The sequence below is a fragment of the Biomaibacter sp. TOL genome, assembly GCF_059717795.1.
On the sequence record NZ_AP046092.1, the window covers coordinates 3278826 to 3294597 of the forward strand.

Annotated in this window: 15 protein-coding genes; all 15 read left to right on the forward strand. The window is 46.7% G+C overall.

Features of this window, described 5'->3' with window-relative positions; all coding sequences use genetic code 11:
- The first annotated feature begins 255 nt into the window (after positions 1-255).
- The 15 genes from AC6I1H_RS16090 (at position 256) to lpdA (ending at position 15677) form a co-directional block, all read left to right on the forward strand.
- The gene (locus tag AC6I1H_RS16090) at positions 256-1068 is read left to right on the forward strand and encodes a PfkB family carbohydrate kinase (protein ID WP_497738532.1); all 813 of its coding nucleotides are present in this window, start codon (positions 256-258) and stop codon (positions 1066-1068) included.
- 20 nt (positions 1069-1088) lie between these two features.
- Complete coding sequence (locus tag AC6I1H_RS16095) at positions 1089-2408, forward strand: ABC transporter substrate-binding protein (RefSeq protein WP_497738533.1); 1320 nt, start codon at positions 1089-1091, stop codon at positions 2406-2408.
- A gap of 58 nt (positions 2409-2466) precedes the next feature.
- Entirely contained in the window at positions 2467-3345 is an 879-nt protein-coding gene (locus AC6I1H_RS16100) for a carbohydrate ABC transporter permease (RefSeq protein ID WP_497740833.1), read from the forward strand.
- Between the two features lie 12 nt (positions 3346-3357).
- Positions 3358-4194, forward strand: a complete 837-nt coding sequence (locus tag AC6I1H_RS16105) for a carbohydrate ABC transporter permease (RefSeq protein WP_497738534.1) — start codon at positions 3358-3360, stop codon at positions 4192-4194.
- Between the two features lie 23 nt (positions 4195-4217).
- On the forward strand, positions 4218-5225 hold the full coding sequence (locus tag AC6I1H_RS16110) for an SIS domain-containing protein (RefSeq protein WP_497738535.1): 1008 nt from the start codon (positions 4218-4220) through the stop codon (positions 5223-5225).
- A 339-nt stretch (positions 5226-5564) separates the two neighbouring features.
- Positions 5565-6302: a GntR family transcriptional regulator gene (locus AC6I1H_RS16115; protein ID WP_497738536.1), complete on the forward strand. Its 738-nt coding sequence runs from the start codon at positions 5565-5567 to the stop codon at positions 6300-6302.
- Positions 6303-6356: 54 nt separating this feature from the next.
- Positions 6357-6758, forward strand: coding sequence for a hypothetical protein (locus AC6I1H_RS16120; protein WP_497738537.1), 402 nt, complete (start codon positions 6357-6359; stop codon positions 6756-6758).
- Between the two features lie 272 nt (positions 6759-7030).
- Positions 7031-8956, forward strand: a complete 1926-nt coding sequence (locus AC6I1H_RS16125; RefSeq protein WP_497738538.1) for a sigma-54-dependent Fis family transcriptional regulator — start codon at positions 7031-7033, stop codon at positions 8954-8956.
- Positions 8957-9365: 409 nt separating this feature from the next.
- A complete protein-coding gene (locus AC6I1H_RS16130; RefSeq protein ID WP_497738539.1) occupies positions 9366-9719 on the forward strand; it encodes a Lin0512 family protein in 354 nt (117 codons plus the stop codon).
- 49 nt (positions 9720-9768) lie between these two features.
- Complete coding sequence (gene pdhA, locus AC6I1H_RS16135; protein WP_497740834.1) at positions 9769-10725, forward strand: pyruvate dehydrogenase (acetyl-transferring) E1 component subunit alpha; 957 nt, start codon at positions 9769-9771, stop codon at positions 10723-10725.
- On the forward strand, positions 10722-11693 hold the full coding sequence (locus AC6I1H_RS16140) for an alpha-ketoacid dehydrogenase subunit beta (RefSeq protein ID WP_497738540.1): 972 nt from the start codon (positions 10722-10724) through the stop codon (positions 11691-11693). Before pdhA ends, AC6I1H_RS16140 begins: the two co-directional genes overlap by 4 nt.
- Before the next feature lie 32 nt (positions 11694-11725).
- On the forward strand, positions 11726-12031 hold the full coding sequence (locus tag AC6I1H_RS16145) for a DUF6506 family protein (RefSeq protein WP_497738541.1): 306 nt from the start codon (positions 11726-11728) through the stop codon (positions 12029-12031).
- An 81-nt stretch (positions 12032-12112) separates the two neighbouring features.
- Positions 12113-13117: an ATP-NAD kinase family protein gene (locus tag AC6I1H_RS16150; protein ID WP_497738542.1), complete on the forward strand. Its 1005-nt coding sequence runs from the start codon at positions 12113-12115 to the stop codon at positions 13115-13117.
- Positions 13117-14298 carry a dihydrolipoamide acetyltransferase family protein gene (locus tag AC6I1H_RS16155; protein ID WP_497738543.1) on the forward strand — a complete coding sequence of 394 codons (1182 nt, stop codon included), beginning with the start codon at positions 13117-13119 and terminating at the stop codon, positions 14296-14298. Before AC6I1H_RS16150 ends, AC6I1H_RS16155 begins: the two co-directional genes overlap by 1 nt.
- A 35-nt stretch (positions 14299-14333) precedes the next feature.
- Positions 14334-15677 carry a dihydrolipoyl dehydrogenase gene (gene lpdA, locus AC6I1H_RS16160; protein WP_497738544.1) on the forward strand — a complete coding sequence of 448 codons (1344 nt, stop codon included), beginning with the start codon at positions 14334-14336 and terminating at the stop codon, positions 15675-15677.
- Positions 15678-15772 lie beyond the last annotated feature (95 nt).

Consider the following 15772-nt stretch of genomic DNA (forward strand, 5'->3'; position numbering starts at 1 on the left):
CTGTTTTTTTGTTTTTATAAAATTGGGACGTTTGAGAATAAAATAATTTATTAACAAAGAAGGAAATTTGATATTAATGTAGAATTATTATAAAACAAATGGTATATACCACAAACCATAAAACGGTATGGAAATGATAAAAATAAATTCACGGTATGAATATATTCATCCAAATACGCGGTTTCAATTCAGCAAGAGCCTTTATTAAAAAAGAAAAAAGATATGTTCTTCATCCAGATAAGGAGGTGCATTCAATTGGCAAGCATAATAGGCGTGGGCGACAATGTGGTTGATAAGTATCTGGATTTGGGCCTTATGTTTCCCGGAGGAAATGCCCTGAATGTTGCGGTGCTTGCGAAAAGGCACGGTGCCAGGACCGCTTACATCGGAGCCGTCGGCAGCGATGAAGCAGGGCGGCATATTTGTAATGCCTTAAAAAGCGAAGGCGTCGATGTGTCGCATATGAAAGTAATCAATGGCCCGAATGCGTATGCTGCAGTGACGCTGAAAGACGGCGACAGGGTTTTTGTGGGCGGCGACAAGGGAGTATCGTTTGATTTTACACTTACCTGTGAAGACTATGACTTTATCAGCGGCTTTGACATTGTCCACAGCAGCGTGTATAGCGGCATTGAAAATGAAATGAAGTCACTGAAAGAGAAAGCCCGAATGGTTTCTTTTGATTTCTCGGATAAATACGACGATGATTATTTAAACGAGATTCTTCCATATGTCGATTTTGCATTTTTTTCGGGAAGTCATAAAAGCCTTGATGAGATTAAATATCTGCAGAGAGAGTTTTCAAAAAAAGGTCCGAAACTCATCCTCATTACGCGCGGAGCGGAAGGAGCCGTTTTATATTACAATGGCAGGTATTATTTGCAGCCAAGCGTTCCCGCTAAAGTGGTAGATACACTGGGAGCAGGCGACGCTTTTATTGCATGCCTTATGGTTAATCTTTTGAACGGAAAGGGGGTTGAAGAGGCTTTAAATGCCGCCGCCAATGCAGCCGCAGAGACATGCGGCCATTACGGGGCTTTTGGTTACGGAATAAAGTTTGAAAATTAAAAAGAAAGGGGTAGAAAGTTATGATGTTCAAAAAGATTTTTTCCCTGATAGTGATTGCGGTTTTGCTCGCCTCGATAATTACAGGCTGCGGGCAAAAGGGCAACAACGCTCAGACAGATGAAAACTCACAAAAAAACGCCGGAGAGCAGGTTGTGCTGAAATTTTTGCATAAATGGCCGCAACCTCAGAACATGGAATACTTTGAACAGATCGTAAAAGAATTTGAAGAAAAACATCCCGACATAAAGATTGAAATGGAAGCCGTCGCAGATGAGCCTATAAAAGACAAACTCCGCATTGTTATGGGCTCGGATGATCAACCTGACGTGTTTTTCTCATGGAGCGGGGAATTCGCCAGAAAATTTGTGCGGGTTGGCAGCGTGCTGGATATAACCGATGCCTTCAACTCCGATTCCGAATGGAAAAACAGCATCATGAAGGCGGGGATAGAGCCATTCACGTTTGACGGCAAAGTCTACGGCATGCCCTTCAGGATAAACGGCAAATTTTTCGTATACAACACAGATCTTTTTGAAAAATACAACCTGACAAAGCCCCAGACATGGCAGGATTTCATGAACATATGCGAAACCCTGAAAAAAGCCGGGATTACACCCATAGCGCTGGGCAATCAGTTCCCCTGGGCCGCATGCCATTACCTCACGACATTTAACCAGAAGCTGGTGCCGCAGGACGTCCGGATGAAAGATTATAACCCCAAGACAGGCGAATTTACCCATCCGGGCTATGTAAAAGCCCTCGAATATTTGAAATTATTAAAAGACAAAGGGTATTTCAACGACGGAGTCAACTCCACTTCCCATGATATGGCTCACCAGCTGTTTTATGCGGGCAAGGCGGGCATGATTTACGTGGAGCTGGAAGAATTTGCACAGGTCGAAGAAAATATGTCTGGCAGGTGGGATTTCTTCGCCATGCCGGCAATACCCGAGGGCGAAGGGAATCAGAAGTTTTTGACGGGAGCCCCTGACGGCTTTATGATTTCTGCTAAAACAAAACATCCCCGGGAAGCAATAGAATTCTTAAAATTTCTTGTGAGCAAGGAAAGCACGGAAAAACTGGTTAAAACATTGGGCTGGCCGAGCCCAGTAATCGGCGCGGTTAATGAAACCAATGCCCCGAAATTCCTTGTTGAAGGCATGCACGCCGTTGAAAGTGCGGAAGGTATGGCTTTATGGCTTGACACCGATGTGCACATAAAAGTGGCGGAAACCTATCTTGCCGGGCTGCAGGAACTATTAAACGGCAGCAAGTCTCCTGAAGATATTATGAAAGAAGTCAGCCAGGCGGCGAAGACGGTTCAAGGAGAGGTTGATTGAAGAAAAACGGGGATGCCTTTTCTTGAGGCATCCCCATCAGGGGGAATATCGTGTGAAAATGTATGCCGACAGGCGGTTGGCCTACACTTATCTTTTTCCCGCAGTCATTCTAGTCCTGGTGTTTATTTATTATCCCGCTGTTTTGAATATTTTTTACAGCCTTTACAGATGGAGCGCTTTTTCCGAAAAAAAGATTTATGTGGGTATGCACTATTACAACAGGCTTTTAAAAGACCCTGTCTTTTATGTGGCCTTAAAAAACAATGTCCTGTATGCCGTAATATCGATTGTATTTCAGGTGGGCTTTGGCCTGATAATAGCGGCAATACTGGAAGAAAAGTTTATGAGAAGATATCAGGCTTTTTTCAGAACCGTTTATTTTTCTCCCGCAGTGATTTCTCTGACTGTTGTGGGGCTATTGTGGCAGCTCATATACAATTCCAACATCGGCATAGTTAACGCATTTTTAAAATTAATCGGCCTCGGAAACTATGCTCAGGATTGGCTCGGCTCAAGCAAAACTGCTATATATGCGGTGATTGCGGTATCCCAGTGGCAGTACACCGGCTATATCATGATTCTGTTTTTGGTGGCGATTCAAAAGATACCTTATGAGCTGTACGAAGCCGCGATGATTGACGGCGCAAACCGCCTGCAAATGTTTTTCAATGTCACCGTTCCGCAGGTAAAGGAAATGATTCTCGTCTGTACCACAATAACCATAATAGGGGCTTTTAAGGTATTCGACGAAGTCTATGTAATGACAGCCGGCGGCCCCGGCCGCTCCTCGGAGGTGCTGGCGACTTACCTTTACCGATCCGCTTTCAGAAATGATGAGATGGGATATGCGGCGGCTATCGCCTTTGTAATTTTTGTTATCACATTTGTTCTGTCCTTTCTGCAGATTAAACTGTTCAGGACGGGAGCAGACGCTTAGGGAGGGATAAAAATGAACAAAATGGCGTTTTCGGAAAGAATCACCCGCATTATTATTTTTATATGGTTTTCATTTTATGCCGTATGCATTATATATCCGCTCTTGTGGATGTTTTTGAGCGGATTTAAAACAAGCAGGGAACTGTTTATAAGCACATGGTCCCTCCCGGAGCAATTCAAATGGCAAAATTACGCCATGGCCTGGAAAATCGGCGTAGGAAAATATTTTTTCAACAGCATACTGGTCACGGTTTTTACAGTCCTGCTCACAATTCTGGTAAGCGCCTTTGCGGCTTATGCCTTGAGCCGGTTTGAGTTTCGGCTCAGGGAAGTGTTTCTAATGGTCATAGTGGGCGGCTTGATGCTGTCGCCGCAGGTAGGATTGATTTCTCTGTACAGGCTTCTTCACACGTTCGGGATTTATAACACTTATCTTGCTTTAATAATACCTTACGTCGCATACAGAGTGCCATTCACCGTATTTTTAATGCGCTCGTATTTTTTGTCGCTGCCCAGGGAGGTCGAAGAGTCGGCGTATATCGACGGGTGCGGCAGTTTTAAAGTCTTCTGGCACATAGTGTTGCCCATGAGCAAGCCGATTCTCGCAACTTCGGCGCTTCTTACGGCAATGTTCTCATGGAATGAGTTCATGTTTGCCCTGGTATTCATAGAGGATAAAAATCTTCGCACTATCCCGCTGGGCCTTATGAACATGAGAGGGGAACTGACCACCAATTGGCCTGTTTTGCTGGCAGGGCTTGCGCTTTCGGCTCTACCCATGATTGTTACATTCATATTGTTCCAGAAACAATTTATAAGAGGTTTGACAGCCGGCAGCTTAAAAGGCTGAGATATATAAAGGAGGAATCATAAATGACTGACAACTTTAAGGACTACAGAGAGGCTTTATTGAATGCGGTAGAAAGGCGCGATGAGATATCGTCTACCGTTGAAAAACTGGTTCAAAACGGCGTGGAAAATGTGTTTTTCGTGGGATGCGGGGGTTCGCTGGCGGTCATGTATCCCGCCTGGTACATCATGCAGGAACTTTCCGATATCCCGTCGTTTATATTAAATGCCGGTGAGTTCAACAAACTGACGCACAAAAAATTCGGAAAAAACTCTCTTGTAATTACTGCTTCATATTCCGGGACAACGCCGGAAACAATAGAGGCTGTCAATATCGCAAAGTCAAAAGGCGCTGCAACCATCGGGTTTACGGGGAAGATGGAATCCCCACTCAGCAAGACTGTTGACAATGTTTTTGTAAACAATGCGAAAGTCGGTGCGACCGATGCGAATCTAATAATGCTTTACCAGATAGTGTTCAAGTTGATGAAGGAAATGAACGATTTTGACAGGTATGAAGACATAGCAAAATGCCTCGATACATTGCCCGACAGCCTTGTAAAAATAAAAGAAAGTGCCGAGGAAGAGGCAAAAAGATTCGCCGAAGCGTATAAAAATGAGAAGATATTCTACACTTTAGGCGCGGGCCTGGGATGGGGAGAGGCTTATGCATTTGCCATATGCATACTGGAAGAAATGCAGTGGCTTACCGCACAGCCCATCCACGCAGGCGAATACTTCCACGGTCCTTTTGAAGTGGTGGACGAAAATGCGAATCTTATCATATTAAAAGGCGAGGACTTCAGCAGGCCGCTTATCGATAGAGTCATCGATTTTTCGAAGAAGTACACGGACAGGCTGGTCATCATCGACACGAAACAATATCCGCTGCCGGGAGTATCCGAGGCATACAGAGGCTACTTTACGCCATTCGTGCTTTCTGCGGTGCTGGACCGCTTAGCCAACCGCCTTGCGGATGAAAGGAATCATCCGCTTTCAACAAGAAGGTATATGGGCAAAGTGGAGTATTGATGGCAAGTTTGTTGATATAGTTGAATGTTCAGCAGGGGCCGCCCGATATTTTATGAAAGGGTCAGCCCCTGCTGATTATGTTTATTCCAAGTAATTTTATAATGCCAGCATCAAGACATGCCTTGTTTTGGCAGGAGAACAAAACGAGCGTTGTTTGCGAAGAAAAAATATGGTAAGATAAAGGCAGAAGGAAGGACGTGATGAGTATGTCCATTTGTAAAGGATCGGATGTCATCTGCTATGGATGGTACATACCATAAACCATACAGAGAAAATATAGCTTAAAAATATTTATTACTATTCGCGCCGCAAGCTGCAGTGGTAGAATTGGAGGTAAAAATGGTGGACAATGCATATTTATTGCCCATGTATGAACAGGTAAAAGAGATGCTGTTGGAAAAAATAAAAAGCGGTGAAATTCCTTCCGGTTCCAAACTGCCCTCTGAAAGGGAACTCAGCCAGCAGTACAATATAAGCCGAATGACTGCACGAAGCGCACTGACTGCGCTTGTAAACGAAGGATGGGCTTTCAGACAGCAGGGAAAAGGCACTTTTGTGGCAAATCCGAAGATTGAAAGGGATTTGATGAAATTGATGGGCTTTTCCCAGATGCTGAAAGAAAAAGGTCTTGTGCCGACAAATACGGTTATCAATTCAAGGGTGCTCGAAGCGGACAAATTCATTGCAAAAAAATTGAACCTGTCAATCGGTGAAAATGTGTATCAGATTGTTCGCCTGCGCTGCGGCAACAATGTACCTATTGCCCTGGAATATTCCTACCTGCCTGTAAAGCTTTTTCCCAATCTTTTAAATTACAACTTTCATAATGAATCGCTTTACCGGCTGATAGAGGAACATTACAATATTAAGATGAAGTTTGCGAAACAGTATGTCAGCATTGCTAAGGCTGACGAGAGCGAGGCGGGCATTCTCGAAATAGCGCCTGGAGAGCCCATTTTGATACTTGAATCCATCACCTACGATTCAAACGATAGGCCGGTGGAGGCCACAAGATCCCTTACCAGAGGGGACAGGTGCGTGTTTTATACGGAACTCTGGAAGAATTCAGAAACATGAGTTGTTGTTTGCGAGGAAAAAATATGGTAATATTGAGGTAGGAGGAAAGGTGTGATGAGCATGCCTATGGAAGAATTGGAAAAGGCAAAAAAAGAGGCTGCAAGCGGAGCGGAAGAGCAATTTGCCAAAATGCCCGAGATGGGTTATTTCCTGCTGTCACAGCAGCTCAGCTCCATAAACCAGCAGATTGCCTCTCTTCAAAATCAGGTGCAGAAAACAGATGAGAGTTTGCGCCAGGAGATCATTGCTGTGAGGCAGGAGGTTTATTCTGTTAGATCCGAACTCAAGCAGGAAATGAACTCAATGCATTCGGAATTGAAACAGGAAATAGCGGCACTGAGTCAGGAGGTCGGAGGTTTGCGCTTGTGGTCCATAGGGGCAGTCGTGGGGATTTTGCTGGCAGCAGTGGGATGGTTTGCCACGTGGATTTCAGCAAGGCTTCCGGCGATCCATTAGTCCGGGATGTATACAGGAATTGTCAGCGAAGTTAAATCTCCTGCGGTTAAATTAAAATAAAACCTGGCAACGAATGTCATAAAACACAAAAAAAGCACAAAAAAGCAAGCCTTAAGAAATTCCTATCATTTTTTATCAAAGATCGTATCGCTGAAAAATCAGCTCAAGAAATACTAAAAAAGCATATAATAGAGCATTCCTTATTATTGTAATAATGCAAAAATTCACAAATAAATCCTGTGTGTGCAAAAACCTGGACTGGAGGAAGCTGCATGGAGGATTATCTTAGGTTTATAAAGAGCGCCTGGGAAAAATTTGTCGCAACCGGTTGTGTAAAAAGCGCGGTGAATCCGATTGTGGCTGAGTCGTGGCAAAGATGCAAAAAATACGGGGTAAACCCGGAGGGAGGGGAGGGCAAGGTCCTGAACCGGTTCAGGCTTCAGCGGAAGCTCGAGGAAAACCGCGATCTCATTGCAACGTCCCATCCAATTATGGAAAATATCTACAGCATGGTGGCCGGCTCGGGCTTCGTGATAATTCTCACAGACAAAGAGGGTTATCTTATAGATGTAATCGGGGACGACAGCGTGCTGGACAGGGCCAGAGAGCTAAACTTTATACAGGGGGCGCTTTGGACCGAGAAAGAAGTGGGAACGAACGCCATCGGCACATGCCTTTTTCTGGACAAGCCCATCCAGATAATAGGCGCGGAACACTTTTGCAGAAAGCATCATCCATGGACATGCTCTGCGGCTCCCGTCCACGATGCGGACGGAAATTTGATAGGATGCCTGAACATGTCCGGGAGCTGTTATGACGCCCATTCCCACACGCTTGGGATAGTACTGGCGGGTGCATTTTCAATAGAAAAGCAGATGGACCTTATCGATTCGCATAAGCTAATCGATACTGCGTTTGACTCGATTTTTGAAGGCATAATAATAACCGATGAAAAAATGCATATAAAGAAGGCAAACAGTATGGCCGAAAAGATCCTCGGGCTTTCTCATGAAGAGCTGCTTAAGGCTGACATAGGGGAACTGGTAAGGGAAATAGATTTGCAGTCGGAGGTTTTAAATTCCGGGAAGCCGTATTATGGAATAGACTGCAATTTTTATGCAAACAAGAAGAGAATAACGTGCACCATAAATGCGATACCCATTGCTTCAAACAGCAAGTCCTCAGGCATGGTAATCACTTTCAAGGAAGAAAAATATATCCATAATGTGGTGAATAAAGTGGCGGGGTTTGAGTCATCCTACTGCTTTGATGATATAAAGACCAGAGATCCTGTAATGCTTTCCATCATAGAGGACGCGAAAAAAGCCGCGCTAAGCGGATGCAGCGTGCTCATAGAAGGGCCAAGCGGCACGGGCAAAGAGCTTTTTGCTCAGGCCATTCACAACCATGCCCACCCCAAAGGCCCGTTTGTTGCAGTAAACTGCGCTTCTTTACCCAGAGACCTCATGGAGAGCGAACTGTTCGGCTATGAAAAGGGAGCGTTTACGGGTGCGCGCAAAGAAGGCCATCCTGGCAAGTTCGAACTTGCCGACGGCGGGACCATTTTCCTGGACGAGATAGGCGAGCTGCCGCTTGATCTGCAGTCAAAGCTGCTGAGGGTGCTTGACAACAGCACCATTACGAGAATCGGCGGCGTATACGAAAAGAAGCTGAACGTCAGGGTTATTGCAGCGACCAACAGAGACCTTAAGGAAGAGGTTAAAAAGAAAAACTTTCGAGAAGACCTTTATTACAGGCTGAATGTCATACGGATAAAGCTTCCGAGGCTTGTCGAAAGAAAGGAAGATATAGAACTACTGGCAAATTATTTTCTGGAAAGGCTGAACCGCAAAAACTCGCAAAAGCCCAAATCTTTCAGCAATGGATATGTTATGGCGCTGAGACGCTATGACTGGCCGGGGAACGTGAGGGAGCTGCAAAATGCAGTGGAACGGTCATATTATTTGTGCGAAAGTTCTGTTATTACCGAAGAATATCTTCCCGAAAGCATACTCGGAGCCCTTACAAAAGAAAACTGGGGCGCTGGAAGCGTGTACCCCTTCAAATCCATTGAACGCGACGCCATTAAAAACGCCCTGCTTTCCTGCGGCGGAAATGTTGTGAAGGCAGCGGAGATGCTCAAGATAAGCAGGGCAACGATTTATCGAAAGATAAAAAAATACAATATTGAGATTTAGATGATAAATGTATCAAAATGAGAATATTCCCAAGAACATTAATTACAAATGCTTAAGCCTTTTTTGGCTGATATATCTCAATTGAATGAAAATAATCTGTCTCAAAATGAGAATTCTGACCGATAAAACCCGTTAAAAACGGGTTTTTTATTTTGGCACGGTTATTGCAATTAATTATATTAAAAGACAATATACATTACGTAACGGCCAAAGGCACCATAAAGTGAGGTTTAGCCGCTTTTGAGGCCGGAACTAGCGAATCAGGGGCATCATGTACGGATGCATGTCAGCAAATTGCTATAAAAGCGGGCAAAACACAACTTGCGGGATGAGCAAGTTGCAGAGCAGTCTCTTTAAAAACGGAATTCTGGTTCGAATGAAAATATATTGCTGGGGGGGAGAAGTTGGCATGAGAAGGTTTGTGATCGAGTTTGGCTACGGCGTCGACCTTCACGGGCAGGACGTGAACAATGCAGCGGCAAAGGCGGTGAAGGATGCGATTTCTCACAGTTGTCTGAGCGGCCTGGTGGAAATATGCGGCATCAAGGATCTTGACGAGGTCCTTGTCGACGTTACTGTTGCCTGTTCGCGGCCCGAAGAAATTATAGCTGAAAAGATAGAAAAGGTTTTGCCAGTTGGCAAAAAAACTATAAGAGCAGTGAAAGGGGGGATGACAGTATCCGGACTGGACCTGCCCATGTTTGGGGACAGGTGCGATTCAATCGAGGTGGCTGTGGCCTGTATCACAGTAAGTATCTTATGATGAAGGGAGAGGTGTGGTTGTGAATCTTTCACAGGAATTACTGGCGAGCATGTATCGCAAGATGATGAAAATCAGGAAGTTTGAGCAGAGGGTGTCCGAACTTTTCGCTCAGGGCATGGTGCCCGGGTTTGTGCATCTTTACATCGGCGAAGAGGCGACAGCGGTGGGGGTTTGTGAAAACTTGAAAGATACGGATTATATAACAAGCACCCACAGGGGGCACGGGCATCTCATCGCAAAAGGCGGAGAATTGAAGTATATGATGGCCGAGCTTTTCGGCAGGAAAACCGGTTACTGCAAGGGCAAAGGCGGTTCCATGCACATTGCGGATGCCAAAATAGGCATTCTCGGGGCAAACGGCATCGTCGGCGCCGGACTTCCCATATCTGTGGGTTCAGGGCTGTCTGCAAGGATGAGGGGGACAGACCAGGTTACCGTGTGCTTTTTCGGCGACGGGGCGTCGAACCAGGGGACCTTTCATGAAGCGATGAACATGGCGTCCATATGGAGGTTGCCCGTCATATTTGTTTGTGAAAACAACCTCTACGGAATTTCCATGAGGCAGGACCGGCACCAAGCGATTGCGGACATATCCGACAGGGCGCAGGCGTACGGTTTTCCGGGCATAACCGTGGACGGCAACGATGTGCTGGCGGTATACGAGGTTGCGCACGAAGCCGTAAAGCGCGCAAGAGAAGGGGCGGGCCCGACGCTTATAGAGTGCAAGACATACAGGTGGAGGGGGCATTTCGAGGGGGACCCGACCACCTACAGGGCGAAAGAGGAACTGGAGGAATGGATGGCAAAGGACCCAATCCCGAGATTCGCACGCTATCTTGAAGAAAACGGCTATGCCTCGAGAAAGGAGCTCGAAGAAATAGAGCGTTCGGTTGAAAGCGAAGTCCAGCAGGCTATAGACTTTGCGGAAAAAAGCGACCTTCCCGATGAAGCTGATGCCGTTACCGACGTATATTCAGACCTGGTAGAGGAGGGCAGGGCAAGATGAGAATAATGACATATGCCGAAGCATTGAGAGAGGCCATGAGGAACGAACTTAAAAAAGACCCCAGGGTGTTCATTATGGGCGAAGACGTAGGAAGATTCGGAGGGTGTTTCGGGGTCACCGGAAACCTTGTGGAGGAATTCGGAGAGGACAGGGTAAGAGACACTCCCATTTCCGAAGAAGCCATAGCGGGGGCTGCTATCGGCGCTGCAGCGACGGGAATGAGGCCGGTGGCGGAAATAATGTTTATAGACTTTGTCACGGTCGCAATGGATCAGCTTGTAAACCAGGCAGCAAAAATGAGGTACATGTTCGGCGGCAATATCTCATTGCCCATGGTGGTGAGATTGCCCGAGGGCGGCGGCATTCAGGCTGCGGCCCAGCATTCCCAGTGCCTGGAGGCATGGCTCACCCACGTTCCCGGCATAAAGGTCGTATATCCGTCCGAACCGAAGGATGCCCTAGGTCTCCTCATATCATCCATAAGAGACGACAATCCCGTTGCATTTATAGAGCACAAGATGCTTTACAGCGTGAAGGGAGAAGTGCCTGATGAAAACGAGCCGATCCCGCTGGGGCTGGCCGAAGTGAAAAGGCCGGGCAAAAACGCAACTGTCATAGCCACGGGATATATGGTTGCAAAGGCTTTGAAAGCGGCTGACCAGCTTGCAAAAGAAGGCATAGAAATTGAGGTTGTGGATCCCAGGACGCTTTTCCCTCTTGACAAGGATACCATTTACGGTTCCATCAAGAAGACGCACAAAGCGGTTATTGTTACGGAAGAAGCCAAAAGAGGAGGATGGGGAGGCGAGCTTGCGGCGCAGATAGCCGAGGAGATATTCGATTATCTGGATGCCCAGATCGTGAGGATAGGTGCTCTGAATACACCGATTCCGTTTGCAAAAAATCTTGAGGACTATGTAATACCTTCGGAAGTGGATATTATAAATCAGGTGAAATCAATACTGTGACAGGGCGAATGCGCCGGAAAAGGAGGTAAATCATGACGTTCAAAGCAGCTTTTATCTTCATTGCTCCGGGAGCGGATCCCGACAAGCACAGGGCCGTTGTAAAGACGCCCGAAGTAGAGCTTACCGTGGTTGGCGTTGAAAACTATCAGACAGCCGCCGATGCAGCCTCCCGGCTGGCCGAGGAGGGGATAGGCGCTATAGAGCTGTGCGGGGGGTTCGGCACGGAAGGCGCTGCGATTGTAAAGAAGGCAGCCGGGAGTAAGGTGGCAGTAGGAGCTGTGCGCTTTGACAACCATCCGGGCCTCGGCTTCAAGAGCGGCGACGAGGTGTTTTTATAATTTTTAGAGAGTAACGGGTGATTGCAAATAAAAATGAGGGAGGTAGCAGCTACTGCTACCTCCCCGTCAATGGGGGAATATATGAAAAGCATCGGAATCATTGCGAATCCCGCTTCCGGCAAGGACATAAGGAGGCTGGTGGCTCACGCCACAATAATTGACAACAATGAAAAGGTTAACATCGTAAAAAGAATCATATTGTCTGCTCAGGAATTGGGCGTAAAAGAAATATACATCATGCCGGACACATTCAATATTGGATTCAAGGCAAGGGACGACCTTGCAAGCGCAAGGCAGCTTGCAGTAAAAGTATATATTCTTGACATGCAGATCACGGCGAGCTTGAAGGATACCATCAGGGCGACCGAAATACTTCAGCAGCTTGATGTAGGGTGCATTATTTCTCTCGGAGGCGACGGGACAAACAGGGCCATTGCCAAAGCACTCCAACAGACTCCGCTTCTTCCCATATCAACAGGCACAAACAATGTCTACCCAGATGTGATAGAAGGCACTGTAGCAGGCATAGCTGCCGCTGTGGCGGCCTCGGAGATTTTTGACCTGAAGGATATATGCATTAAAAACAAGCGGATTGAGATTTTAAACGAAGGCGGCCTGCTTGATATCGCCCTTGTGGATGCCGTAATCTGCAATGAAACATTTGTAGGAGCGAGAGCCGTATGGTCCTGCGAAACAATATCCGATATCATCGTTACCAAATCGCGACCCAATGCCATAGGGTTTTCTTCGGTGCCGGGCTACATCGATGTGATAGAAGAAAGCGATGATTTCGGGGGATGGGTAAAGCTGGGACACCCCGGAGAAACGGTTGTAGCGCCGATTGCTCCGGGAGTTGTAAGGCCGGTTCCGGTAAAGAGTATGTTCAGGCTTGAACTTGACAGGCCTTACCGCCATTGCGCAAAGCAAAATTCCATGATAGCGCTGGACGGTGAAAGGGAAATACCGCTCAAAAAAAGCTGCACCGTAGACTTTGTTGTGACGAGAAACGGGCCTTATCAATTGAATGTGGAAAAAACGCTCAGGGCAGCATTGAAGACAAAATTTTTCAGAAAGGTGTGCATATAATGGCTGTAAACATTCTCATGCCAAAACTTGGGCTGACAATGAAAGAGGGCAGGGTGGAAAAATGGTTCAAAAAACAGGGAGACCCGGTCAAAAAGGATGAAGAAATAGCGGAGATTTCCACCGATAAGATAACAAATACCGTATCGTCGCCCGCAAACGGCATTCTCGGCAGGATCATCGCCGCCGAAGGCGATGTTGTTGCGGTATCTGAGATAATCGGGATCATATACGAAGAGGGAGAAAAAATCGAGGAACAGCATCACCCCGCTGAAAAAAGTGATGAATCAGGGGAAAAAGCGGCTGAACAGGCATTTGTAAAGGCCACGCCTGTGGCGAAGAAGCTCGCAAAAGAGCACGGCATAGACATTTCCTCCATAATCGGAACGGGTCCCGGAAGAAGAATAACGGAAGAAGATGTGAAGAAAAAGATAGATGAGCAAAAAAGGCTTGAGGAAACTGAAAAGCCCATGTGTGAAAAAGCAGCGGAGAGAAAGGACGATGCCCAAACAAAAAGGGTGCCCATGGATGCAATGAGGCGGACCATTTCGGAACGGATGAAAATGAGCTGGAGCAGCGCGCCTCACGTCACAGAAAACATAAAGGTAGATGTTACGGAGTTGTTGGGATGGAAGGACAGGCTGTCAGGGCTTACGGGACATAAATTCACGGTGACGGACTTTATAGCGAAGGCCTGCGTGGAGGCGCTTAAAAAGGTTCCTGCCCTGAACTGGTCAATCGAGGGCGACAGCATAATCCAGAACGGCACCATAAACCTGGGGATAGCGGTGGCGGTTGAAAACGGCCTCATGGTGCCCAACATAAAAGACGCCGGCGCAAAGACCCTGCTCGATATTTCCAGGGAAATAAAGGATCTTGGGAGCAGAGCAAGAGAAAATTCACTTTTGCCGGAAGAAATATCAGGTGGAACATTTACAATCACAAATCTGGGGATGTACGGCATTTACAGCTTTACTCCCATAATAAATCCGCCCGAGAGCGCGATACTCGGTGTGAATGCCATAAGTCAGGAGCCTGCTGTAAAAGACGGGAGCATATGCATAAGGAGCGTCATGATCCTGAGCCTGTCTTTCGACCATCGCCTCATAGACGGAGCCACGGCGGCGGCTTTTCTTTCGGAAATCAAAAAGATGCTTGAAAACCCGGAATTGTTTGCGCTGTAATCGCAATTTAACATCATTTCAAAAGGAGGAAGGACATGGGATACGATTATGATGTGGCTGTAATCGGAGGCGGCCCCGGGGGATACGTGGCGGCCATAAAGGCAAGCAGGCTCGGGGCAAAAACCGCCGTGGTTGAAGAACAGGCTCTGGGAGGCACCTGCTTAAACCGAGGATGCATCCCCACAAAGGTTTATGCACATGCAGCGGTGCTGATAAATGAGATTGAAAATGCAAAAGATTTCGGGATCGACGCCGAATACAGGCTGGGGATCGACAGACTCAGAAAAAAGAAGGAAAATGTGGTGGAAAGGCTCAAAAACGGAGTGAGTTTCCTCATGAAAGCACACAACATAGATGTCATCCGGGGAAAGGCAAGCTTTATCGATGAGAAGACCGCGGAAGCAGACGGCAGGAGATTTACGGCCGACAAATTTATCATCGCCACCGGATCGAAGACTTTCGTTCCGCCTATACCTGGCGCGGATTTGCCGCAGGTCATGACGAGCGAAAGGGCGCTTGAGATGGAGAAAACCCCCGAAAGCCTTGTGATAATCGGAGCCGGAGTGATAGGGCTTGAATTTGCCTGCATTTACAGCGCTCTGGGAAGCAGGGTCAGGATTATAGAAATGCTGCCTGAACTGCTTCCTATGCTGGATGGAGATATTGCGGGGATTCTGAAGAGAAGCCTTGAAAGAAAAGGCGTTGAGCTGTATCTGGACAGCCGAGTGGAAAAAATCGAAGAAGGTTTAAAGGTTGTATTTTCAAGCGGCGGAAAGGTCATGGAAGCTGACTGCGATCAGGTGCTGGTCGCAGCGGGGAGGGTTGCCAACATCAACGGAGTAGAGGCTTTAAGATTAAATATTGATAAAAAGGGAATAAAAGTCGACGACTTCATGAAAACGAATATTGATAACATATATGCCGTGGGGGATGTAACCGGAGGCATACAGCTTGCTCATGCGGCATCATATCAGGGCGTCATAGCCGCAATGAATGCACTGGGCCAGAGAAAACCGGCGGATCTGAAATCGGTACCGAGCTGCATTTATACGGAGCCCGAAGTGGCGTTGGTTGGGATGAGCGAAAAACAGGCGCGGATGAAGTATGGCGATATTAAGGTGGGGACATATCCGTACTCCGCATCGGGCAGGGCGCTGACAACCGGTGATGACACGGGTCTGGTGAAGGTTATAGCCGAACCGAAATACAAGCAGATTTTGGGCATGCAAATAATAGGAAGGTGCGCCACCGAGATGATTCACGAAGGAGCACTCAGCATAAAAAATGAATTTACCCTGGAAGAAATAACGGAAACCATACATGCCCATCCGACATTTTCCGAATCAATAAAGGACGCATGCGAAAAAATAACAGGGTAAAAAGTATATAATCAACAAACCATTGTATAAAAAATCTTATCTGTGTTATAATTAACTCTAGAGTTACTAACTTTAAAGTTACTAACTCTAGAGTT

Bases quoted from the DNA above. Each gene is read 5' to 3' on its own strand.
- AC6I1H_RS16095 (WP_497738533.1), top strand. From the start codon at position 1,089: ATGATGTTCAAAAAGATTTTTTCCCTGATAGTGATTGCGGTTTTGCTC.
- AC6I1H_RS16100 (WP_497740833.1), top strand. From the start codon at position 2,467: ATGTATGCCGACAGGCGGTTGGCCTACACTTATCTTTTTCCCGCAGTC.
- AC6I1H_RS16105 (WP_497738534.1), top strand. From the start codon at position 3,358: ATGAACAAAATGGCGTTTTCGGAAAGAATCACCCGCATTATTATTTTT.
- AC6I1H_RS16110 (WP_497738535.1), top strand. From the start codon at position 4,218: ATGACTGACAACTTTAAGGACTACAGAGAGGCTTTATTGAATGCGGTA.
- AC6I1H_RS16115 (WP_497738536.1), top strand. From the start codon at position 5,565: ATGGTGGACAATGCATATTTATTGCCCATGTATGAACAGGTAAAAGAG.
- AC6I1H_RS16120 (WP_497738537.1), top strand. From the start codon at position 6,357: ATGAGCATGCCTATGGAAGAATTGGAAAAGGCAAAAAAAGAGGCTGCA.
- AC6I1H_RS16125 (WP_497738538.1), top strand. From the start codon at position 7,031: ATGGAGGATTATCTTAGGTTTATAAAGAGCGCCTGGGAAAAATTTGTC.
- AC6I1H_RS16130 (WP_497738539.1), top strand. From the start codon at position 9,366: ATGAGAAGGTTTGTGATCGAGTTTGGCTACGGCGTCGACCTTCACGGG.
- pdhA (WP_497740834.1), top strand. From the start codon at position 9,769: ATGTATCGCAAGATGATGAAAATCAGGAAGTTTGAGCAGAGGGTGTCC.
- AC6I1H_RS16140 (WP_497738540.1), top strand. From the start codon at position 10,722: ATGAGAATAATGACATATGCCGAAGCATTGAGAGAGGCCATGAGGAAC.
- AC6I1H_RS16145 (WP_497738541.1), top strand. From the start codon at position 11,726: ATGACGTTCAAAGCAGCTTTTATCTTCATTGCTCCGGGAGCGGATCCC.
- AC6I1H_RS16150 (WP_497738542.1), top strand. From the start codon at position 12,113: ATGAAAAGCATCGGAATCATTGCGAATCCCGCTTCCGGCAAGGACATA.
- AC6I1H_RS16155 (WP_497738543.1), top strand. From the start codon at position 13,117: ATGGCTGTAAACATTCTCATGCCAAAACTTGGGCTGACAATGAAAGAG.
- lpdA (WP_497738544.1), top strand. From the start codon at position 14,334: ATGGGATACGATTATGATGTGGCTGTAATCGGAGGCGGCCCCGGGGGA.